Below are 20,604 nucleotides of genomic sequence, written 5' to 3'. Positions count from 1 at the left end.
CATGCGGCTTCCGCAAGAGATCATCCGGGCCAAGCGCGACGGCCTGCCGCTCGAACCCGAGGCGATCGGGGATTTCGTCCGCGGCCTCACGGACGGCACCGTGGGGGAGGGGCAGGCGGCGGCCTTCGCGATGGCGGTGTTCTTCCGCGGCCTCGCGCTGCCCGAGCGGGTGGCGCTGACCCGGGCCATGGCGGATTCGGGCACGGTGCTGACCTGGGCGCTGCCCGGCCCGGTGCTCGACAAGCACTCCACCGGCGGCATCGGCGACACGGTGAGCCTCGTGCTGGCCCCGATGGTCGCGGCCTGCGGCGGCTACGTGCCGATGATCTCCGGCCGTGGCCTCGGCCATACCGGCGGGACCCTCGACAAGCTCGGCAGCATCCCGGGCTACGACGCGACCCCGGGGCTCGACGCGTTCCGGCAGGTCGTGCGCCGCGTCGGCTGCGCGATCATCGGCCAGACCGCCGATCTCGCCCCGGCCGACCGGCGCCTCTACGCGATCCGCGATGTCACCGGCACGGTCGAATCGCTCGATCTGATCACCGCCTCGATCCTGTCGAAAAAGCTCGCCGCGGGGCTCGACGGGCTCGTCATGGACGTCAAGCAGGGCTCCGGCGCCTTCATGGCGACCCTGCCCGAGGCGCGGGCGCTGGCCGAGAGCATCGTCACGGTGGCGGAGGGCGCGGGCTTGCGCACGTCGGCGCTCATCACCGACATGGACGCGCCGCTGGCGAGCGCCGCCGGCAACGCCGTCGAGGTCGCGTACGCGATCGACTACCTGAAGGGCCTGCGCCGGGAGCCGCGCTTCCACGCGGTCACGCTGGCGCTGGCCGCCGAGATGCTCGTGGCCGGCGGCCTCGCCCGGCACGCCGCCGGCGCCGCCGAGCGGCTCGAAGCCGCCCTGGCCTCGGGCCGGGCGGCCGAGATTTTTGCGGAGATGGTGGCGGCGCTCGGTGGGCCGGCCGATCTCCTGAACGAGCCCGAGACGCATCTGCCCACCGCGCCGGTGCGGCGAGCGGTCCGTCAGGCCGGGACGGTCGCGGCCATCGCCACCCGGGATATCGGCCTCGCGGTGATCGGACTCGGCGGCGGCCGCACCCGGCCCGAGGATGCCATCGACCCCCGGGTCGGCTTCACGGACCTCGCCGGACCGGGATCCTCCGGCGGCCTGCTCGGGATCGTCCACGCGGCCGACGAGGCCGCCGCCGATCGCGCGGAGGCGGCCCTGCGGGCGGCCTACCGGATGGGCGACGCCCCCGCAGAACGGCCGGCGATCCTCGAATCCGTGCGGGGCGCGGGGGCGGCCGCGGCCTGAAGGCGTCGGCCGGAGCGATTTTTGCGCAATCGGTCTCACGATCGCCGCGAAGCGCTGCAAGGTCCCTTCGTAAGCCGCACGCGCTGCGCAGATCCCGCGCGGCGGACGCAGCGGCACAGCCCTCGGGCGGAGGATGTGATGGCTCAACCGTTCCGCCGTGTCGCGAACCTTGCGCGTGCGCTGACGCGATCGAACCGGGATCCCGGACACGATCGGAACGCGCCGCCCCCGCCCGCCCCCTTCGTGGTCAAGGCCGACGTTCCGGTCGATATCGGCTGCATCAAGGTCTTCCGGGCCGAGAACTTCCCGGAATCCGGGCCGAGCCCGTGGCTCGACCAGCCGGACGCGCAGGCGATCATCGACCGGCGGGTCGCGCGGCGGGAGATCACCCCGCGGCAGGCCGAGATCTGCCGATCCTGGGAGGAGCACGGCTACTATGTCTTGCGCGGCGCCATCGATCCTGAGACGATCGACGAGGCCTGGGAGGCCTACGAGGCCGCGATCGCCAGCGGTGACGTGACCCTCGCCCCCGAAAAGGCCGCCGAGGATGACCCGCATCCCGGCCGCTACCTCAACCCGCACCTGAAGGTCGAGGCGATCGAGCGGCTCCTGAAGCATCCGGTGCTGGTGAACTTCAGCAGCATGGTGCTGGGCCGCCCGGCGATTCCGTTCCAGACCATCGCGTCCCACAAGGGCAGCCAGCAGGCCGAGCATTCGGACTCGATCCACATGACGACCTATCCGGTCGGCTACCTCGCCGCCTGCTGGATCGCCATGGAGGACATTCACGCGGATTCAGGGCCGCTGGTCTACTATCCCGGCACGCACCGCCTGCCGTACCTGTTCAGCCACGATGTCGGCATCTCGCCGGAAGACTTCAAGCAGCGCGGCTACGGCGCCTATGTCGATCACTACGAGCCCGCGATCCAGCAGGAGATCCGGGACCACGGGGCGAAGCCCGAATACTTCACGGCCCGCAAGGGCGACGTGCTGTTCTGGCACGCGAACCTGCTGCATGGCGGCTCGGCCCGGGCCGATATCCAGCGGTCCCGCAAGGCGCTCGTGCATCACTACTTCGCCGAGGGCTGCGTCTGCTACCACGACCTGTCGGCGACGACCTCGGCGGTTCACGGCCCGGTCGAGAGCCTGCCGACCTGCGGGGCGTCGAATCCTGACATCCAGATCCGGGATCGGATCGCTTCGTAGTGCGGGCCGGGCCGGCCGCGGAGGCGACCCGCCCGACACGCACGACGGTAAGAACTTACCAGCGGCCGTAGCCGTGGCGGTGACCCCAGCCGCCGTGATGATGGTGGCGCGGGCCGAAGTCGCGATGGCCCCAACCGTAATGATGGCCGCGGCCCCAGCCGTGATGGCGCGGGGGGCCGTAGCCGCCATGGCCGCGCCAGCCGTGATGACGCGGGCCATAGCCGTAGCCGTACTGAACGGTCACGACATCACCGGCGCCCTGATGCAATCCGGCGTCGAGCCCGAGGGGTGCCGCCATGGCCGGGGCGGCGAGGGCCAGTCCCCCGACGGCCAGGGCGGTGGCCAAACCCATGCGGGCGGTCTTGATGAACATCGGCGTCCTCCTGATCCAGGCCGGCCGCGGGGCTGCGTCCGGCGATGTCTCAGGTGTGACACCTGGCAGTTGACGTGAATGTGAGCTGCTCGCTCAGGCCGTGTTCAGCTCAGGGCCGGCGATAGACCCAGACCCGGGCCGGCGGCAGGTTCAGCCAGACCCGGTTGGAGCGGTCGGCGGTGTAGCTGCCGGCCTCGCACCGGGCGGGGATCGGCGGCACCACCGCGTAGGTGAACTGCACGAACGGCGCGCTCGGCTGCATCAGGTCGTGGGCGGTGTTGAGCAGGTCGAGCCGTTGCTCGAGCGGCTTGGTAAACAGCGGCAGGCTGGAGATCGTGGCCGCGGCGGGCTGGGTCAGCACGTCCTGCAGGCTCGCTCGCATGTTGTAGGCGTCGCCCCGGATCACCGTGACGCCGGGGAAGCGGCGGGTCAGGAGCTTGCAGAAATCGGGGTTGAACTCGACGAGGATCAGTCGCTCGGGCGCGATGCCGCGCCGGATCAGCGCCTCGGTGACCGGACCCGTGCCGGGGCCGAGCTCGACCACCGGGCCCTCGCGGCGCGGGTCGACATAGGACGCCATCGTGCGGGCGAGCATCTTGCCGGACGGCGTCACCGCGCCGGTGACGAGCGGACGCTCCAGCCAGGAGCGCAGGAACCGCGCCTCGTCCTCCAGGGGGTCGCGCCGCGGCCCGAATATCGCGCTCCGGGTGTCAGGAGCCTTCGCGGTGGGACGGCGCAGCGGCGGCAAGTCTCGAATTCCTTGATGCCGAATGAGAATGAAAGGCTAGGGGAACGCGCTGTCTTACAGCCAAGCCACGGCGACGCATAGGGTACGCGTGCCACGCCGGGGCCGGATGCATAACGGGCCGCCGGGGTTTCGGATCCGGCCCCGGAGCGCGCACCGCCGAAATGCATCTGGTTCGGCGGTGCGCGCGTCGAAACAACGGCTTAGGGCCCTGCTCGATCGCCGTGATCGGGCAGGGCCCTAGGGACGGACCGCCCCACCGAAGAAGTCCCGCACCTTCGAAAAGAAGCCCGCGGATTCCGGATGGTTCTCCGGTGAGGCCGACTGATCGAACTCCTGGAGCAGCTCGCGCTGGCGCTTCGTCAGGTTCTGCGGGGTCTCGACGAAGACCTGGATGTAGAGGTCGCCGACCTCCCGCGAGCGGAGCACCGGCATGCCCTTGCCCTTGATGCGGAACTGCTTGGCGGTCTGCGTGCCGGCGGGGATGCGCACCTGCGTCTGCGAGCCGTCGATCACCGGCACGGTGATCTCGCCCGCGAGCGCCGCGGTGACCATCGAGATCGGCACCCGGCAGAACAGGTCGGCGCCGTCCCGCTGGAAGAACTCGTGCTGCTTGATCGACAGGAAGACGTAGAGGTCCCCCGGCGGGCCGCCGCGCAGCCCGCTCTCGCCCTCGCCGGCGAGCCGGATCCGCAGCCCGTCATCGACGCCGGCCGGCACGTTGATCGAGAGGGTGCGCTCGCGGTTGACCCGACCCGCGCCCTGGCAGGCGGTGCAGGGATCGTCCACGATCTCGCCGCGGCCGTGGCAGTTCGGGCAGGTGCGCTCGATCGCAAAGAAGCCCTGGGCGGCCCGGACCCGTCCGTAGCCCGCGCAGGTCTGGCAGGTCCGGGGCTTCGAGCCCGGCTTGGCGCCGGAGCCGTCGCAGGCCTCGCAGGTCACCGAGGTCGGGATCCGGATGGTCTCGGCCTTGCCGTTGAAGGCCTCCTCCAGCGTGATCTCCAGGTTGTAGCGCAGGTCGGCCCCGCGCTCCCGTCCCGGCGCGCCACCCCGGCCCCGGGCCGGTCCGCCGCCGCCGCGGCCGTCGCCGAAGAAATTGTCGAAGATGTCCGACATGAAGTCGCCGAACTCGTTGCCGAATCCGGGTCCGCCGCCGCCGCCCTGGCTGAAGGCCGCATGGCCGAACCGGTCGTAGGCGGCGCGCTTCTGGCCGTCCGAGAGGCACTGATAGGCTTCGTTGATTTCCTTGAACTTGATCTCGGCGTCCTTGTCGCCGGGATTGCGGTCGGGATGATAGGTCATCGCGAGCTTGCGGAAGGCGACCTTCATCTCGCTTTCCGTGGCGGTCTTGGTGACCCCCAGGATCTCGTAATAGTCCCGCTTCGACATCCGACCCCGTCTCCGGACAACCCGACCCGCGCGTCATTCGGGTTTCCAAAGGGCTGAGCCCTTCGGTGGGGTGCCGGGGTGAAACCCCGACGTATCGGGCTTGGCCCGACAGCAGGGCTCTGCCCTGCACCCGCGAAAGGGATGTGTCCCTTTCGAAACCCGTGACCGCACGACAGCGAGCGAGGCCGGATCGCTCCGGCCTCGCTCCCGAACCCTGCGTGCCCTTATGCGCGCTTCTTCTGGTCCTTGTCGTCGACTTCCTGGAAGTCGGCGTCGATGACGTCGTCCTTCTTCTCGCCGGCCTGCGCCTCGGCACCGGCGTCGGGGCCCGCCGCCTGGTTGGCGGCGTACATCGCCTCGCCGAGCTTCATCGAGGCCTGCATCAGGTCCGTGGTGCGGGCCTTGATGGCTTCGACATCCTCGCCCTCGAGCGCGGTCTTGAGCGCGGTCATCGCGGTCTCGATGGCGCCCTTGTCGGCGGCCGGGACCTTGTCGCCGTACTCGGTCACCGACTTCTCGGTGGCGTGGATCAGGCTCTCGCCCTGGTTCTTCACCTCGACGAGCTCGCGGCGCTTCTTGTCGGCCTCGGCATTGGCCTCGGCGTCCTTCACCATCCGGTCGATGTCGGCGTCCGAGAGGCCGCCCGAGGCCTGGATGCGGATCTGGTGCTCCTTGTTGGTCGCCTTGTCCTTGGCGGTCACGTTCACGATGCCGTTGGCGTCGATGTCGAAGGTCACCTCGATCTGCGGCATGCCGCGGGGCGCCGGCGGGATGCCGACGAGGTCGAACTGGCCGAGCAGCTTGTTGTCAGCCGCCATCTCGCGCTCGCCCTGGAAGACCCGGATCGTGACGGCGTTCTGGTTGTCCTCGGCCGTCGAGAAGGTCTGGGACTTCTTGGTCGGGATCGTGGTGTTGCGGTCGATGAGCCGGGTGAACACGCCGCCCAGGGTCTCGATGCCCAGCGACAGCGGGGTCACGTCGAGGAGCAGCACGTCCTTGACGTCGCCCTGGAGCACGCCCGCCTGCACGGCGGCGCCGATGGCCACGACCTCGTCGGGGTTCACGCCCTTATGCGGCTCCTTGCCGAAGAAGGACTTCACCACCTCCTGGATCTTGGGCATGCGGATCATGCCGCCGACCAGCACCACCTCGTCGATCTCGGAGGCCGAGACGCCGGCATCCTTGAGCGCCTTGCGGCAGGGCTCGATCGTCCGCTGCACCAGATCGTCGACGAGCGACTCGAACTTGGCCCGCGAGAGCTTCAGCGCGAGGTGCTTCGGGCCGGTCTGGTCGGCGGTGATGTAGGGCAGGTTGATCTCGGTCTGGGTCGCCGAGGACAGCTCGATCTTCGCCTTCTCGGCGGCCTCCTTGAGGCGCTGGAGGGCGAGCTTGTCCTTGGTCAGGTCGATGCCCTGCTCCTTCTTGAACTCCGAGGTCAGGTACTCGACGATCCGGTTGTCGAAATCCTCACCGCCCAGGAAGGTGTCGCCGTTCGTCGACTTCACCTCGAACACGCCGTCGCCGATCTCGAGGATCGAGACGTCGAAGGTGCCGCCGCCGAGGTCGTAGACCGCGATCGTGCCAGCCTTCTTCTTGTCGAGGCCGTAGGCGAGCGCGGCCGCGGTCGGCTCGTTGATGATGCGCAGCACCTCGAGGCCGGCGATCTTGCCGGCATCCTTGGTGGCCTGACGCTGGGCGTCGTTGAAGTAGGCGGGGACGGTGATGACGGCCTGCGTCACGGGCTGGCCGAGATGGGCCTCCGCGGTCTCCTTCATCTTCTGCAGCGTGAAGGCGGAGATCTGCGAGGGCGAATACTTCTTGCCGTCCGCCTCGACCCAGGCGTCGCCGTTGTCGCCGCGGGCGATCTTGTAGGGGACGAGGTTCTTGTCCTTCTGGGTCAGCGGATCGTCGTAGGTCCGGCCGATCAGCCGCTTGATGGCGAAGAACGTGCGCTCGGGGTTCGTGACCGCCTGGCGCTTGGCCGGCTGGCCGACGAGCCGCTCGCCGTCATCCGTGAAGGCGACGATCGACGGCGTGGTGCGGGCGCCTTCCGAATTCTCGATGACCTTGGGCTGCGTGCCATCCATCACGGCCACGCAGGAATTGGTGGTGCCGAGGTCGATACCGATAACTTTACCCATGGTGGGATCCCTCTTTGTGTCGCGTTCAAGCAGACCGCCGAGCCCCGAAGCAGCTCGGCCCATGGCGGTGTACGAAGGTGATGTGAGTATGGGACCCGGGCCGGATCAAGGGCCGTGAACGGCTGAAATCCAGCGCGCAATCCCGCGTCGAGGGCGATATAAGAAGCCCCGGACGGGCTCGCAAGGCGAAGCCTGCGCGTCGGGGCAGAGGGCGCGCTTTGGCGCTAACGCGTTCGACGGCTTGGATAATCCTTCCGCAGCCCGCGGGTGGGCCGGATGGCGTGGTTGCATTTTGTTGCTCCGCTGCCACGTCGGCGCCATCGACGGCGTGTTAACACTTCGACAAGGGGTTGCACGTGGCCCCGCCACTTCGTGTCCCCGTCGTAGAGCCCGATGCGCCCGACCCGCAGCCTCCTGCTATCCGCCCTGGCGCTGGCCGTCGCGGCTCCCGCCCTGCTCGCCGCCCCGCCGGCGCAGGCGCAGAACTTCTTCGAGCGCCTGTTCGGCATCAAGCCCGAGCGGCCTCCGGTGCCGCCCCGGGGCCTGCCCGAGGCGCCGCCGGCCCCGCCGCCGGGGGCGCCCGGCGAGCCGGGGCAGGCGCCGGCCCCCGAGGCGCCCCGTGCGCCGCCGGCCCCGGCCCGTCCGGTGGTGCTCAAGACCCCCTCGGAGGAGGGCCTGCTCGGGCAGGACCTCCAGCTCAACGGGACCTCGGGGTCCCTGAAGCTCGAACGGTCCGGCAATGCCATGACGGCCCGGATCACCCTGCCGGGGACCAAGATCTCGCAGCCCACGGATTCCTGCACGGTGCCGCTCGGCGGCGGCACGCCCGTCACGCTGAGTTCCGAGGGCAAGCCCGAGGGTGTGCCGCGCTACGAGGCGGCCGGGGCGGAATGCCCGCTGCGCCTCGACGTGACCGAGGGCGGCGTCCTCGTCTCGACGCTGGGCTCGGGCCCGGTCTGCACCTTCTCGGCCGCGGATTGCGCCACGACGCCGACCGGCCTGTGGGGGCCGGCCCCCGCGACCCTGCTCCCGCGGGCCGGCGAGTTCGACACGGCCCGGGGCGTGGCCGACAAGGCGGTGCGCGACAATTACAAGCTGATGACCCAGCGGGCCCGGCGCGAGGACGTGCGGCCGATCGTGACCGAGCAGGCGGCCTTCTCGTCGGACCGGGAGCAGTTCTGCCGCAGCTACGCCCGCGAGGGCACGCACGGCTTCTGCCATCTGCGCTTCAGCGAGAACCGGGCGCTCGCCCTGGCGACCCGGCTCGGCGCCAACACGGCGGTGCCCACCGCGGCGGTGGCGCCGCGCAGCCGGCCCCGGCCGAAGCCGGCGGTGGAGGGCCTGAACCCCGACGCGGCCGGCGGCGGCGACGTCGTTCCCGAGTAGCCGCTGGAGCGGGCTCGGTCAGGCCCGGCCGGCCGTCATGGACAGCATGGCGGGGTCGATGCCGTTGGCCCGGAGCGCCCGCTCGTACTTGGCGTCGAGATCGGTGTTGAAGATCAGTTCGGGATCGGCCGGGCAGTTGAGCCAGCCATTGGCCATGATCTCGCTCTCGAGCTGGCCCGCCTGCCAGCCCGCGTAGCCGAGCGCCAGCACGGCGCTCGCCGGGCCCTCGCCGCTGGCGATGGCGCGCAGGATCTCGACGGTCGCGGTCAGGCAGATGCCGTCGTCGATGATCAGCGTCGATTGCTGGATATGGAAGTCGTCGGTGTGCAGCACGAAGCCGCGCCGACCCTCCACGGGACCGCCCATCAGGACCGGCATGTGCCCGACCCGCTCGCGCAGGCGAATCGCATCCGCCTCGGGGGCGACGTCGAGCTGGACCAGCAGGTCCGGCATGCTGATGTCGCTGGCCGCCTTGTTGACGATGATGCCCATCGCCCCGTCGGCGGAATGGGCACAGATATAGATCACCGAGCGGGCGAAGCGCTCGTCGGCCATGCCGGGCATCGCCACGAGGAACTGCCCGTCGAGGAAGTCTGGGCCCAGGAGCGATGAGCGCCGCGGCGACGCCTGTCCGGGATCCTCGGATGAGGCGGACTCCCGCCGGGGAGCCGAAGGCGAAGGATCCGATTTGCGATGCGGAGGAGACGCCATGGCGCCATGCTACGCCGCCCCCTCCCATTGTCCAGCGGGCAATAGGGACGCAGCAAGCTTCCGCCCAGCTTGTGCGCATCGCACCGAGGCGATCGCGCGTCCCGGGATGTCGGCCGAAGCGGACGGACCAAGGCGTGTCCCGCAACGTCGGCCATGGATCGCCGGTTGTCCCTTGGACATCATCCGCGTCGGGAGGCCGCTTGCTCGACAGGCCCAACCGACCACGCTAGGTCAGGCGCGCAAACGCATCTGCGCAGCAATGAGGGACCCGCGATGATCCAGGTCGGCGACCATCTGCCCCAGGCCACGTTCCGGGTGAGCGGCCCGGAGGGCCCCATCGCCCGCACCACCGACGACGTGTTCAAGGGCCGCCGCGTGGTGCTGATCGGCGTCCCGGGCGCCTTCACGCCGAGCTGCCACCGCAACCACCTCCCGGGCTTCGTCACCCACAAGGACGAGATCCTCGGCCGCGGGGTCGACGCCATCGCGGTCACGAGCGTCAACGACGTGTTCGTGCTCGATGCGTGGTCGAAGGCGAGCGGCGCAGAAGGCCTGCAATTCCTGGCCGACGGCAACGCCGATTTCGCCAAGGCGATCGGCCTGGAGATGGACGGCACGGGCTTCGGTCTCGGGATCCGCTCGAAGCGCTACTCCATGCTGGTCGATGACGGGGTCGTGAAGATCCTGAACGTCGAGGAGACGCCCTCCAAGGCGGAGGCTTCGGGGGCCGAGGCGCTGCTGAAGGTCCTCTGAGCACGGTTCCGGCCGCGCCCCGGGGCGCGGCCGTCCGCCGGACCGTCATCACACCTGCGCGAGGTCGAGGGCCTCGAGCCCGTCGTGGTGCAGCAGGAGCACGCCGGTCGCCGCCGCGAGCCTTCGGGCCGCCGGCGTGAACCCGGCATTGGACACCACCGCGGCGCGGTCGCCCGCCCAGTAGCGCTGGGCCGCGGCCGCCTCCTGCACCGCGGCGTTGCCCACGGGCTTGGTCAGGCGCTTGCACTGGACGACGAGGCGCAGGCCGTCGCGGTCCGCCACGATGTCGGCGCCCTGGTCGCCGCTCGCCGGGGTCCGGTGCGCCCGCCACCCCGCCCGGGCGAGACGCTCGGCGCAGTAGCGCTCGTAGTCGAGCCCGTCCTCCGGGGCGTCCTCCTCGTCGGGCAGGTCGATCGCAGCCGCCTCGGCCTCGACGATGTCGAGCATCCGGTCCCGCTCCGTGGCGAACAGGTCGGCGTCGCGCGGGCCGATCTGCGGCAGCACGGTGCGGTCGAGGAAATACTCGCGCTCGCGCAGCCAGCCGTCCTCGATCCAGTTGCCGTAGGCATCGCGGAAACTTTCCTGCCGCCGCCGCAGGGCCAGCGTCTCGCCATGCGCCCGGGCGATGCGGCGGATCCGGGCGCGGAACCGGCGCGGTCGCCCGAGATGGCGCAGCCACACGCACACGAGCGCGAGCCCCGTGGCCGCCAGGGCGGGCGGACCGTACCAGAGCGCGAACGGGCCGCCGATCACGGCCGTCCAGAACAGGCGGGCGACGGGGTTGGGCTTGCCGGGCATCGGGTCTCGAGGGCGCGGACGGGCCTCGAGACCTTCGCAAGCGCCCCTTGCCCGATGCCTAAGAGCGGCGGGAAACCTGTGGACGCGGGGGCGCCCTCAGCCCTTCCGGCGCTGGTGGCCGAGGCCCATGCTCTTGGCGAGGCTCGACCGGGCCGCCGCGTAGTTCGGCGCCACCATCGGGTAGTCGGGCGGCAGGCTCCACTTCTGGCGGTACTCGTCCGGCGTCAGATTGTAGTGCGTGCGCAGGTGGCGCTTGAGGGATTTGAACTTCTTCCCGTCCTCCAGGCAGACGATGAAGTCGGGCTGGACCGAGCGCCGGACCGAGACGGCGGGCCGCAGATCCTCGGCCGGCGCGGATGTGGGCTGGCTGAGCTCGGACAGGGTTGCGTGAACCTTGGCGATCAGTCCGGGCAGCTCCGGTGGCGGGACCGGATTGTTGCTCACGAAGGCCGACACGATGTCGACCGAGAGCGCGAGAAAGTCCGGTTGCCCTTCGACCGTGGAATCCATCCCTCAACCTCCTGGCGATCCCGGGCTCTCGCCGTCACTCGGCAGGATGATCGGAATCTGTTTCCGGGCCGCCCGATACAGGCAGATGTGGCGCAGTTACTATTGTGGTGTGAATTTTAAGGCAAGAACAAATTACAGATGGCCATAGCGGCCGTTTTCGAGAGGACAAAGGTCGCCGGATATTTGATCTGAAGGGTGCCTGCAAGCCCCCCGAACAATGGCTGATCGCACTGTGATAAGCCTGCGCGGAGGCCTGGACCATCCGGCGTTGCCTGCGCGGCCGATCGCGCCATCTGTCAGAGCGCTGTGGCAGGCCCATGTGATATGGCCGTGGAATCGGATTTCAGGCACCTGGATACGCGCCTGATCCCGACGTGAGCGAGGGACACCCCATGCACGCCGGCACGACTGGCCCGCGGGACCGGATCCCGTGATGGCGGCCCCGTGAGCACCTATCGGTTCGACAAGCTGCTGGCACCGCAGTCGGTCGCGCTGGTCGGAGCGGTGGCGCGCGAGGGCTCGGTGGCGCGCAGCGTGCTGGACGGGCTGCGGGCATCCGGCTTCCCCGGCGCGATCCTGCCGGTGCAGCCCGACCACGCGGAGGTGGACGGCCTCGCCTGCGTCCCCCAGATCGCCGACCTGGCCACCACGCCCGACCTCGTCCTGATCGCGGTGCCGCCCCCGCGCGTGCCCGAGGTCGTCGCCCAGGCGGCGGCGTCCGGCGCCGGGGCGGCCGTGATCCTGACGGCCCGGCTCGGTTCCGGCCCGGACGATCCGGGCCCGACCGCCCACCGGATCGCCCGCGCGCACGGCCTGCGCCTGCTCGGCCCCGACAGCGCCGGCCTCGCCGTGCCGGGGGCCAAGCTCAACGCCAGCCTGTTCGCCCACGCGCCCGCCGCGGGCGACCTCGCCCTCGTGTCGCAATCCGGCACGGTGGCGGCCGCCATCGTCGAGTGGGGCGCCCGCCACGGGACGGGGTTCTCGGCGGTGCTCTCCCTCGGCAGCGTGCTCGATATCGGCGTGGCCGACTGTCTCGACCATTTCGCCGCCGATTACCGCACCCGGGCGATCCTGCTGTGCCTCGACCGGGTCTCGGATGCCCGGCGCTTCATGTCGGCAGCCCGCGCGGCGGCCCGCGCCAAGCCCGTGGTGGTCCTGCGCGCCGGGCGGCACCGGCCCGACACCCGCGCGCCCGAGACCCACACGGGGGCGCTCGCCCGGCCGGACGCGGTCTACGCGGCGGCCTTCCGGCGGGCCGGCCTGCTGGCCGTGCAGGATCTCGACGAGATGTTTTCCGCCGTCGAGACCCTGGGGCGCCAGCGCCCGTTTCCCGGCGACCGGCTGGCGATCCTGTCGAACGGCCGCGGCATCGGCCTGCTGGCGGCCGATCGGCTGATCGAGCGGGCGGGAACCATGGCGGAGGCCGCCGAGGCGGAGGGGCGCCCGGCCGGCAACCCCCTCGATCTCGGCATCGACGCGGCGGGCCCGGCCTTCGCGGCCGCCCTGGAGCCGATCCTCACCGACCGCGTCAGCGACGCCGTGCTGGCGATCCACGTCCCCACCGTCCGCTCGGATGCGGGCGAGGTCGCCAACGCGATCGCCGACACGGTCAAGCGCGTCCGCGCCGGCCAGACGCGCAAGAAGCCGCTCTTCGCGGTCTCCCTGGGGGATGCCGAGGCGGCGCGGGCGGCCTTCGCCCGGGCCGGCCTGCCGCATTTCGCCACCGATTCCGAGGCGATCGAAGGCTTCCTGCACCTCGTGCGCTACCGCGAGGCTCAGGACGACCTGATGCGCACGCCGGACTCGCTGCCGCGCGACTTCTCCCCCGACACGGCCCGCGCCCGCACGATCATCGCGGGCGCCCTGCGCCACGGGGCGGCGTGGCTCGATCCGATCGCGGTGAACGGCCTGCTCGAAGCCTACGGGATCCCGACCGTTCCGATCACCCTCGCCTCCGACAAGGACGCCGCGGCGGCGGCCGCTTGGCCGATCATCGCGGCCGGGGGCACGGTGGCGCTCAAGGTCGTCTCCCCCGACATCGTGCACAAGTCCGACATCGGCGGGGTCCATCTGGACCTCACCAGCGAGGCCGATGTCCGCGAGGCCGCGCGCAGCATCCTGGCCCGGGCGCGCCGGGAGCGGCCGGACGCCCGCGTCACCGGTTTCGCGGTGCAGCCCATGGTGCGAAGGGGCCAGCGCCGGGAGCTGATCGCGGGCCTCGCGGAGGATCCGGTGTTCGGCCCGGTGGTGGTGTTCGGGCGGGGCGGCACGGCCGTCGAGGTGATCGACGACCGGGCGCTCGGCCTGCCGCCCCTCGACCTGATCCTCGCCCGCGACCTGATCGGCCGGACCCGGGTCGCCCGGCGGCTCGAAGCCTATCGGGACGTGCCGGCGGCCGACATCCCGGCGATCGCGCTGACCCTGGTGAAGCTGTCCCAGCTCGCCGCCGACCTGCCTCAGGTCCGCGAACTCGACATCAACCCCCTGCTCGCCGACGAGACCGGGGTGCTGGCCCTCGACGCCCGGGTTCGGATCGGCCGGTCGGAGCGGAGCGGGCACGGGCGAGGCCATCCGCGCTTCGCGATCCGGCCCTATCCGGCGGAATGGGTGCGGACCCTCAACCTGAAGGACCGCACCATCCGCGTCCGGCCGGTGCGCCCGGAGGACGAGGGGCTGTTCCTCACGTTCTTCCAGGGACTCGACCCGGAGGACCTGCGCCTGCGCTTCTTCGGGCCGGTGCGCGCCTTCAGCCACGCCTTCCTGGCCCGCCTGACGCAGCTCGACTACGCCCGCGCCATCGCGTTCGTGGCCACCGAAGTGGACGCGGGCGGCGGCGAGCGCATGCTCGGCGCGGTCCGGCTGCACGCCGACGCCAACCAGGAGAGCGGCGAATACGCCATCGCGGTGGGGCGCGACGTCCGGGGCACCGGGCTCGCCTTCGCGCTGATGCGCCTGATGATCGACTGGGCCCGCTCCGAGGGGATCGGCCGGGTCGAGGGCTCGGTGCTGGCCGAGAACCGGCCGATGCTGGCGGTCTGCCGGCGCCTCGGCTTCACGCAGGGGCGCGACCCGGAGGATCCGGGCTTGGTGAAGGTGCAACTGCCGCTGGCAGCCGGATCACCGGCCGGACGTTAGGCCGGCGCTCCGTCCGGCAAGATCCCCTTCAGCCAGATCCGCCACGCCGCTGCGCCTGCCGCGTCGTCGGGTCCGGTTGGAACCGGGGCGGGCTCGCCGGCCAGGCATGGGGATCGATCCGGTCCCGCACGGTGAGGAGGAAGCTCAGGAACCCGTCCGGGCCGTCCCACGCGATCCGCATCGTGTCGTTTTCCGTCTCTCGCCAGATCGCCTTCGCCTGGGCGAAAGTGACGGTCCCGTCGGTCAATTCGGCGATGAACGCCGCGACGAGGCGATGCTCGGCCTTTTTCAGCCGTTTGAGCGCGGCTTCGAGGAGCGCCCGTTCATCGTTCCCGACCTGACCCATGGTGGGTCCGAGGCCGACAGACGCGAAATAGGCCTGCCAGTGCAGGGCGTTGCCGAAGCGGATGAAGGCTGCCCGCGCCGTCGTGGCCGGAGGGCCGAAGATGGGCTCCTTGATCCGCGCCGGTGGGCGCGCCCGCCGGGCCATTCATCCCTCCATGGACCGCTTGAACGCCTCGGCGAAATCCGGATGCCAGCGCGAGAGCGCCGGCCGGTTCTCGATGATGTCGCCCGCCGCCCAGGCGATCCGCTTCTCGTCCTGCGCCCGGGTGGTCTCGTTGTCGGGGCAGAGGATGTAGAAATCGCCCGCCGCCAGCCGCTCCAGCAGGAACGACACGGTCTCCTCCGGCGTCCAGGCGCCGGCCGGCTTCTCGGCGACGCCGCGGGCCTTGGTCAGCCCCGTGTAGACGAAGCCGGGAATCAGGAGATGCGCGGTGGTCTGGCAGCCCGCGCGGTTGCGCAGCTCATGGGCCAGCGCCTCGGTGACCGCCTTCACCCCCGCCTTCGAGACGTTGTAGGGCGCGTTGCCGGGCGGCGTGGTGATGCCCTGCTTCGAGCCGGTCACGATCACGGCGCCGGGCTTCGCCCCGTCGATCATGCCGGGCGCGAAGGCGTGGATGCCGTTGACCACGCCCCAGAGGTTGGTGCCCAGGATCCGCTGCCAGGTCTCGGCATCCGAGAACAGCTTGCCGCCGGCCTCGATCCCGGCGTTCAGCATGACGATCGCGGGCGGACCGCCCCGCGCGACGGCCCCCGCCAGGGCCTCCACGGCGCCCCGGTCGGAGACGTCGGTCGGCACCGCGCGGACCTCGACGGCGGCGAGTTCGGCCACGGCGGCGCGGGCGGCGTCGAGGGCCGGCCCGGGCAGGTCGGCGAGCCAGACATGCATGCCGGCCCGCGCGAAGGCCTGCGCGGCGGCGAGCCCGATGCCGCTCGCGGCCCCGGTGACGACGGCGCTGCGGCCGGGGCTGATGGCGGGATGCTGGCTCATGACGGGTCCTCGGCTGGATGGCGCCCTTCAGATGGGGCGAGCCCGGATGAAGGCGAGTTGGTGCACCGGATCGGACGAAAGGCCCGCAGACTCAGCGGATCGTAACCTCCGCCACCGCATGCTCTGATGGCGGTGATCCCACCGAACCCGAGGATGCGGCATGCCGATCCGTCCGAGCCGCCGGTCCCTTCTCGCCGGGATGGCCTGCGCGGGGCTCGCGCCGGCTGCGCGGGGGGCCGTCCCCACCACCGGGTTCGGGCCGCTCGGCCGCCCGTCCTGGTCGAGCGACAGCCTCCAGGCCGCGGCCGCCGCGAAGGGCCTGCTCTACGGCTGCGAGGTGCCGTTCCACCGGTTCGACTCCACACCCGCCTACCGGCAGGCGGTGGCGCGGGAATGCGGCATCCTGGTCTGCGGCACCGAGATGAAGATGGAGGAGGTGCTGCCCGCCCCGGGCAAGACCGACTTCGCCCGGGGCGATGCGATCCTGCGCTTCGCCAAAAGCAACGGCCAGAAGATGCGCGGCCATACGCTCGTCTGGCACGCGGCGCTCCCGCCCTGGGTCGGCCCCTTGCTCGGGCGGGCGAGCGCCGCGCAGGGCGAGGATTTCATGCGCCGCTGGATCGAGACCGTGGCGGGCCATTACCGGGGCCAGATCGTCGCCTGGGACGTGGTCAACGAGATTCTGGGCAACGAGGCCGATCCCGACCGCGGCGGGGGCCTGCGCGACTCGCCCTGGCTCGCCTCGATCGGCCCCGGCTACGTCGACCTCGCCTTTCGGATCCTGCACGAGACCGATCCGGCCGCCGCCGGCACGTGGAACGAGGATGCGGTCGAACAGGGCGCGCCCTGGATGGAGGCCAAGCGCACCAAGGTCCTGCGCCGGCTGGAGGCGATGCGCGCCCGCGGCGTGCCGATCCGGCGCTTCGGCCTGCAATCGCACCTCACCAGCACGATCCCGATCGATCAGGGCCAGCTGCGGCGCTTCCTGCGCGAGATCGGCCAGATGGGCATCGGGATCGCGATCACCGAACTCGACATCGACGACCGGGTCTTTCCCTCCGACGTACCGACCCGCGACCGGATGGTGGCCGATTTCGCGCGGCGCTACCTCGACGTGGTGCTGGACGAGCCGGCGCTCCTCGACGTGCTGACCTGGGACATCTACGACCCGGACACGTGGCTGAACGACCATCCCTACCGCAAGCGGCCGGACGGCCTGCCCCAGCGGGCCCTGCCGCTGGACTCGCAGTTCCGGCGCAAGCCCCTGTGGCACGCCCTGAAGGCCGCCTTCGCGGCGGCGCCGGACCATACAGCCGCCCGGGACAAGCTCAGGCGGGCGTGATCCCGGCCTGACGGCCCCCGTCGGCGAGGATCGGCTCGGGTGGGCGATCCGCCAGGAGCCGGCGGCGCAGGCGCGCGCAGGGGCGCTCGACGAGATTGTACATCCCCCAGCACCAGAGCAGCGCCGGCGGGAAGGCCGCGAGCATCAGCGGCAGGCCGTGCAGGCTGGGCCTCAGGTGCAGCACCAGCGCCACCACGGCCATGTGGGCGAGGTAGAAGCTGTACGACCACAGGCCGAGCTGGCGCATCGGCCGGCTGGCCAGCAGCCGCACCACGGGTCCCTCCCCGTGCAGCAGGTAGGCGAAGGGCACGACCAGGGCCGCGCTCTGGAGGGTGTAGCGCAGGGTCTCGCGGAAGGCGTTGTCCCGCACCGCCAGGGTGCCGAGGATCACCGCGAGGCTGAAGCCCACGTGCCACGCCTTCGGCCGCCAAGCCCGATCGGCCGGGATCACCGGGTTGTTCCACAGGGCGAGGCAGCAGCCGAACAGGATCGCGTCGATGCGGGTATGGGTCCAGCTGTAGTTCAGGCTGTAATCGGCGAGCCGCCAGACGTTGACGCAGCGGATCACCAGGACCGCGGCGCAGATCCCCAGACAGGCGAGCGCGGCCCGGCGCGGCTGCAGGCGGCCCAGCCACAGGACGTAGACCAGGGGGAAGACGAGGTAAAAATGCTCCTCGATGGCGAGGCTCCAGAGCGGCACGGGCAGCACCGCCTCGGTGCCGAACAGGCCGGGATAGTTCGTCAGGAACGTCGCCTGCCCCAGGATCGCCGCCGGATCGACCGGCATCCAGTCGAGCAGCCCCAGCGCGTAGAGCCCGCCCGCGGCGAGCAGGGTGAGGTACATCGGCGGCAGGATGCGCAAGCTCCGCCGCAGGTAGAAGGCCGGGAGCGAGACCGCGCCGGTCCGCGCCCGCTCGATCCGCAGCAGGGTGGTGATCAGGTAGCCGCTGAGGAAGAAGAAGACCGTGACCCCGAATCCCCCGGGGACGATGTGGCTGTAGCCGCAATGGGCCGCGAACACGATCAGGATGGCGAGCGCCCGCACCCCATCGAGCTGCGGCAGGTACGGCATCACCGCGGGGACCTGTTTCCCGGGATCCGGCATGACGGGTCGGCTCTTCCATCCTGGCAGGGACAACCCTGAGAAGAACAAGCTGCGGCACTTTCTGTCACGCCGACATCCGTAGACGCCGCGGTGCTTCGAAAGACGTCGCGGGATGGTGAATCTGCACCTCGAGCGCCCCTTCCGACAGGAGGGGATTGGTAACCACGCCGCCCCATCATGCCGCCGATCCGCGCCACGTCGGGCGCCGTCGGGAGTGTTGCGTATGGGCCCGGTCCGTTCCCGCCGTCATGCCCGCCCGGGGGCCGCGCTCGGCGCCAGCCTGTCGCTGCTGACGCTGCTCGGTGCCACCGTCGATGCCGCCGCGCAGGGGGTTCCGGCGACCGCCGCGCCGGTCAGCGCGGCACCCGTTCCGCCTGCCACGCCCGCGGTCGCACCGGAGGGGGCGGCCGCGAAGGCGCAGGAGGTGAAGGCTTCGGAGCTCAAGCCGGCCGAGAAGGCCGCCGACGCGAAGGCCGTCGAGCTCAAGCCCACGGCCTCGGGGTCCGGCGAGTCGAAGCCGAGCGACCCCAAGCCCGTCGAGGCTGCGGCGCCGGACGCCACGCCGGGCAAGCCGGCGGAGGCCGCCAAGCGGTCGCGCGAGCCGGCGCCCCTGGTCTACGCCAAGGTCTCGGCCGATCCGAACCCGGCTCTGACCCCGCGCACCTTCCTGGACACGCTGCGGGCCGCCGAGCGCTACGCGGCCTTCGCGGAGGCCGGCGGCTGGGAGCGGCTGCCCGACGACCTCGCCCGGCTGAAGCCCGGCGAGCGCAGCCCGGCGATCCCGGCCCTGCGCCACCACCTGACGCTCACCGGCGATCTGCCGGCGGATGCGCCGCCGAACGACCGGCTCGACCCGCCGCTGGTCGCGGCGATCGCGGCCTTCCAGGGCCGCCACGGGCTGCCCGACAGCGGCATCCTGGGCCGGCTTACCCTCAACGCGCTCAACGTGCCGGCTTCGGTGCGCCAGAAGCAGCTCGCGGCGTCGGCGGCCCGGCTGATGGGTTCCAAGTTCCCGTTCGGCGAGCGCTACATCGTGGTCAACATCCCCTCGGCCGCCGTCGAAGCGGTGGAGAACGGCACGGTGGTGCGCCGCTACGTCGCCGTCGTCGGCTCGCCCGACAAGGCGACGCCGACCGTGGAGACCCGGATCACCGACATCAACTTCAACCCGACCTGGACGGTGCCGGCCTCGGTGGTGAAGAACGAGATCATCCCGCAGATGCGGAAGAATCCGGGCTATCTCGCCAAGAACCACATCCGCATCCTCGGGCCGTCCGGCGAGGTCGACCCGACCAAGATCGACTGGGCGGGCCAGAAGGCGGTCGCCTACACGCTGCGCCAGGATTCCGGCTTCGACAATTCGCTCGGCCAAGTGCGGATCGACATGCCGAACCGCTTTGCCGTCTACATGCATGACACGCCGGCAAAATCGCTGTTCGCCGCGAGCGTGCGCTTCCACAGCCATGGCTGCGTCCGGGTCGGTCAGGTGAAGGAACTGGTCGGCTGGCTGCTGCAGGGCACGGACGGGCCGAACGGGCCGGGCAGCACCTGGGGACCGATCGAGATCGAGACCGGCATCGCCGACGGCGAGCGCCGCGACATCAAGCTGCCCAAGCCCGTGCCGGTGACGTTCGTGTATCTCACGGGCTACGCCACCCCGGACGGCAAGGCGCATTTCCGCGACGACATCTACAAGCTCGACACGCCGGCCCCCGAGCCTGCCGCAACGGGGGCGATCCCGCCGGCCGGCGCCGCGACCGCACCGCCGGCGGCGATGCCGGCGAGCGCCAAGCCCCCGGCCCGGAAGGCCGCCGCGCCCGCCCTCGCGAAGCCGGCGGGCGAGGCGCATCCGGTCAAGAAGGTGGAGCGCCGGCAGCCGGAACAGGCGGTCCACGTCGACTGACCTCGGCTCCGTCGGGCGGGCGGCGGCCGAAGGCTTGCATTGCGGCGGCGCGGGCGCCATCCGGTTGCCCGTGATCCCGGAGCCGCCATGGCCTTTGCCTGCACGATCCCCGCAACGCCCACCGTCCAGCAGGACGACGCCACCGTGCGCATCACCCGCTGGGATTTCCCGCCGGGCGGCGTGACCGGCTGGCACGAGCACGGCTGGCCGTATTTCGTGGTGATGCTGGTGGACGGCGTGCTGCGCGTCCATGACGGCGCGGCGGTCAGCGAGACGGCCCTCGCGGCCGGCCAGTCCTACATGCGCCCGGCGGGCATCCGGCACGACGTGATGAACGGGTCCGAGCACCCGATCGCGTTCATCGAGATCGAGGTGAAGCGCCCGGACGCGCTGGTGACGCTCCCCTGAAACGCGAAAAGGGCCGACCTCGCGGCCGACCCTTCCGCACAAGTCCCAAAA

Annotated in this window: 18 protein-coding genes; 8 read left to right on the top strand and 10 right to left on the bottom strand. The window is 71.1% G+C overall.

What is annotated here, in order from left to right:
* The first annotated feature begins 1 nt into the window (after position 1).
* Together deoA and AAHG09_RS12715 are read left to right on the top strand one after the other, a co-directional pair.
* Positions 2-1,315 (top strand): thymidine phosphorylase, encoded by a 1,314-nt coding sequence (gene deoA / locus AAHG09_RS12720; protein WP_342107622.1) that lies wholly within the window; start codon positions 2-4, stop codon positions 1,313-1,315.
* Positions 1,316-1,453: 138 nt separating this feature from the next.
* Entirely contained in the window at positions 1,454-2,521 is a 1,068-nt protein-coding gene (locus tag AAHG09_RS12715; protein WP_342107620.1) for a phytanoyl-CoA dioxygenase family protein, read from the top strand.
* A 55-nt stretch (positions 2,522-2,576) separates the two neighbouring features.
* Here AAHG09_RS12715 and AAHG09_RS12710 read toward each other — a convergent pair whose 3' ends face one another.
* The 4 genes from AAHG09_RS12710 to dnaK all read right to left on the bottom strand — a co-directional run bounded on the left by AAHG09_RS12710 (position 2,577) and on the right by dnaK (position 7,169).
* Positions 2,577-2,894 carry a hypothetical protein gene (locus AAHG09_RS12710; RefSeq protein ID WP_342107619.1) on the bottom strand — a complete coding sequence of 106 codons (318 nt, stop codon included), beginning with the start codon at positions 2,892-2,894 and terminating at the stop codon, positions 2,577-2,579.
* A gap of 109 nt (positions 2,895-3,003) precedes the next feature.
* Positions 3,004-3,642 carry a class I SAM-dependent methyltransferase gene (locus tag AAHG09_RS12705; protein WP_342107616.1) on the bottom strand — a complete coding sequence of 213 codons (639 nt, stop codon included), beginning with the start codon at positions 3,640-3,642 and terminating at the stop codon, positions 3,004-3,006.
* Positions 3,643-3,879: 237 nt separating this feature from the next.
* Positions 3,880-5,028, bottom strand: a complete 1,149-nt coding sequence (gene dnaJ / locus AAHG09_RS12700; RefSeq protein WP_342107614.1) for a molecular chaperone DnaJ — start codon at positions 5,026-5,028, stop codon at positions 3,880-3,882.
* Between the two features lie 224 nt (positions 5,029-5,252).
* On the bottom strand, positions 5,253-7,169 hold the full coding sequence (gene dnaK / locus AAHG09_RS12695; protein WP_342107613.1) for a molecular chaperone DnaK: 1,917 nt from the start codon (positions 7,167-7,169) through the stop codon (positions 5,253-5,255).
* Positions 7,170-7,562: 393 nt separating this feature from the next.
* Between dnaK and AAHG09_RS12690 the strand changes: the two genes are divergently transcribed.
* Positions 7,563-8,555, top strand: a complete 993-nt coding sequence (locus AAHG09_RS12690) for a hypothetical protein (RefSeq protein ID WP_342107610.1) — start codon at positions 7,563-7,565, stop codon at positions 8,553-8,555.
* Positions 8,556-8,573: 18 nt separating this feature from the next.
* On the opposite strand, the gene AAHG09_RS12685 is transcribed toward AAHG09_RS12690, so the two are convergent.
* On the bottom strand, positions 8,574-9,266 hold the full coding sequence (locus AAHG09_RS12685; protein WP_342107609.1) for a YqgE/AlgH family protein: 693 nt from the start codon (positions 9,264-9,266) through the stop codon (positions 8,574-8,576).
* A 273-nt stretch (positions 9,267-9,539) separates the two neighbouring features.
* Here AAHG09_RS12685 and AAHG09_RS12680 point away from each other — a divergent pair, with 273 nt between their 5' ends.
* Positions 9,540-10,019, top strand: coding sequence for a peroxiredoxin (locus AAHG09_RS12680; RefSeq protein ID WP_342107608.1), 480 nt, complete (start codon positions 9,540-9,542; stop codon positions 10,017-10,019).
* Positions 10,020-10,067: 48 nt separating this feature from the next.
* On the opposite strand, the gene AAHG09_RS12675 is transcribed toward AAHG09_RS12680, so the two are convergent.
* Complete coding sequence (locus tag AAHG09_RS12675; protein ID WP_342107607.1) at positions 10,068-10,817, bottom strand: restriction endonuclease; 750 nt, start codon at positions 10,815-10,817, stop codon at positions 10,068-10,070.
* A 96-nt stretch (positions 10,818-10,913) separates the two neighbouring features.
* The gene (locus tag AAHG09_RS12670; RefSeq protein WP_342107606.1) at positions 10,914-11,327 is read right to left on the bottom strand and encodes a Ros/MucR family transcriptional regulator; all 414 of its coding nucleotides are present in this window, start codon (positions 11,325-11,327) and stop codon (positions 10,914-10,916) included.
* Between the two features lie 444 nt (positions 11,328-11,771).
* On the opposite strand from AAHG09_RS12670, the gene AAHG09_RS12665 reads away from it, so the two are divergent.
* Positions 11,772-14,462: a bifunctional acetate--CoA ligase family protein/GNAT family N-acetyltransferase gene (locus tag AAHG09_RS12665; protein WP_342107604.1), complete on the top strand. Its 2,691-nt coding sequence runs from the start codon at positions 11,772-11,774 to the stop codon at positions 14,460-14,462.
* Positions 14,463-14,490: 28 nt separating this feature from the next.
* On the opposite strand, the gene AAHG09_RS12660 is transcribed toward AAHG09_RS12665, so the two are convergent.
* Positions 14,491-14,952, bottom strand: a complete 462-nt coding sequence (locus AAHG09_RS12660; RefSeq protein WP_342107602.1) for a hypothetical protein — start codon at positions 14,950-14,952, stop codon at positions 14,491-14,493.
* Positions 14,953-15,795: an SDR family NAD(P)-dependent oxidoreductase gene (locus AAHG09_RS12655; RefSeq protein WP_342107601.1), complete on the bottom strand. Its 843-nt coding sequence runs from the start codon at positions 15,793-15,795 to the stop codon at positions 14,953-14,955.
* A gap of 160 nt (positions 15,796-15,955) precedes the next feature.
* Between AAHG09_RS12655 and AAHG09_RS12650 the strand changes: the two genes are divergently transcribed.
* Positions 15,956-17,137, top strand: coding sequence for an endo-1,4-beta-xylanase (locus AAHG09_RS12650; protein WP_342107600.1), 1,182 nt, complete (start codon positions 15,956-15,958; stop codon positions 17,135-17,137).
* Here the strand turns inward: AAHG09_RS12650 and AAHG09_RS12645 are convergent.
* Positions 17,124-18,242 (bottom strand): acyltransferase family protein, encoded by a 1,119-nt coding sequence (locus AAHG09_RS12645; protein WP_342107599.1) that lies wholly within the window; start codon positions 18,240-18,242, stop codon positions 17,124-17,126. The two genes, AAHG09_RS12650 and AAHG09_RS12645, sit on opposite strands and share 14 nt — an antisense overlap.
* A 223-nt stretch (positions 18,243-18,465) precedes the next feature.
* On the opposite strand from AAHG09_RS12645, the gene AAHG09_RS12640 reads away from it, so the two are divergent.
* The gene (locus AAHG09_RS12640; protein ID WP_342107598.1) at positions 18,466-20,145 is read left to right on the top strand and encodes a L,D-transpeptidase family protein; all 1,680 of its coding nucleotides are present in this window, start codon (positions 18,466-18,468) and stop codon (positions 20,143-20,145) included.
* Between the two features lie 87 nt (positions 20,146-20,232).
* Positions 20,233-20,553: a cupin domain-containing protein gene (locus tag AAHG09_RS12635; protein ID WP_342107596.1), complete on the top strand. Its 321-nt coding sequence runs from the start codon at positions 20,233-20,235 to the stop codon at positions 20,551-20,553.
* The last annotated feature ends 51 nt before the right edge of the window (positions 20,554-20,604 follow it).

The sequence above is a fragment of the Methylobacterium guangdongense genome (assembly GCF_038442355.1).
Taxonomy (GTDB): Bacteria; Pseudomonadota; Alphaproteobacteria; order Rhizobiales; family Beijerinckiaceae; genus Methylobacterium; species Methylobacterium guangdongense.
The sequence above is the reverse complement of the archived record's forward strand: the minus strand, read 5'-3'. Positions and strand labels throughout refer to the sequence as shown.

Bases quoted from the DNA above. Each gene is read 5' to 3' on its own strand.
- deoA (WP_342107622.1), top strand. From the start codon at position 2: ATGCGGCTTCCGCAAGAGATCATCCGGGCCAAGCGCGACGGCCTGCCG.
- AAHG09_RS12715 (WP_342107620.1), top strand. From the start codon at position 1,454: ATGGCTCAACCGTTCCGCCGTGTCGCGAACCTTGCGCGTGCGCTGACG.
- AAHG09_RS12710 (WP_342107619.1), bottom strand. From the start codon at position 2,894: ATGTTCATCAAGACCGCCCGCATGGGTTTGGCCACCGCCCTGGCCGTC.
- dnaJ (WP_342107614.1), bottom strand. From the start codon at position 5,028: ATGTCGAAGCGGGACTATTACGAGATCCTGGGGGTCACCAAGACCGCC.
- dnaK (WP_342107613.1), bottom strand. From the start codon at position 7,169: ATGGGTAAAGTTATCGGTATCGACCTCGGCACCACCAATTCCTGCGTG.
- AAHG09_RS12690 (WP_342107610.1), top strand. From the start codon at position 7,563: ATGCGCCCGACCCGCAGCCTCCTGCTATCCGCCCTGGCGCTGGCCGTC.
- AAHG09_RS12685 (WP_342107609.1), bottom strand. From the start codon at position 9,266: ATGGCGTCTCCTCCGCATCGCAAATCGGATCCTTCGCCTTCGGCTCCC.
- AAHG09_RS12680 (WP_342107608.1), top strand. From the start codon at position 9,540: ATGATCCAGGTCGGCGACCATCTGCCCCAGGCCACGTTCCGGGTGAGC.
- AAHG09_RS12675 (WP_342107607.1), bottom strand. From the start codon at position 10,817: ATGCCCGGCAAGCCCAACCCCGTCGCCCGCCTGTTCTGGACGGCCGTG.
- AAHG09_RS12670 (WP_342107606.1), bottom strand. From the start codon at position 11,327: ATGGATTCCACGGTCGAAGGGCAACCGGACTTTCTCGCGCTCTCGGTC.
- AAHG09_RS12660 (WP_342107602.1), bottom strand. From the start codon at position 14,952: ATGGCCCGGCGGGCGCGCCCACCGGCGCGGATCAAGGAGCCCATCTTC.
- AAHG09_RS12655 (WP_342107601.1), bottom strand. From the start codon at position 15,795: ATGAGCCAGCATCCCGCCATCAGCCCCGGCCGCAGCGCCGTCGTCACC.
- AAHG09_RS12650 (WP_342107600.1), top strand. From the start codon at position 15,956: ATGCCGATCCGTCCGAGCCGCCGGTCCCTTCTCGCCGGGATGGCCTGC.
- AAHG09_RS12645 (WP_342107599.1), bottom strand. From the start codon at position 18,242: ATGCCGGATCCCGGGAAACAGGTCCCCGCGGTGATGCCGTACCTGCCG.
- AAHG09_RS12640 (WP_342107598.1), top strand. From the start codon at position 18,466: ATGGGCCCGGTCCGTTCCCGCCGTCATGCCCGCCCGGGGGCCGCGCTC.
- AAHG09_RS12635 (WP_342107596.1), top strand. From the start codon at position 20,233: ATGGCCTTTGCCTGCACGATCCCCGCAACGCCCACCGTCCAGCAGGAC.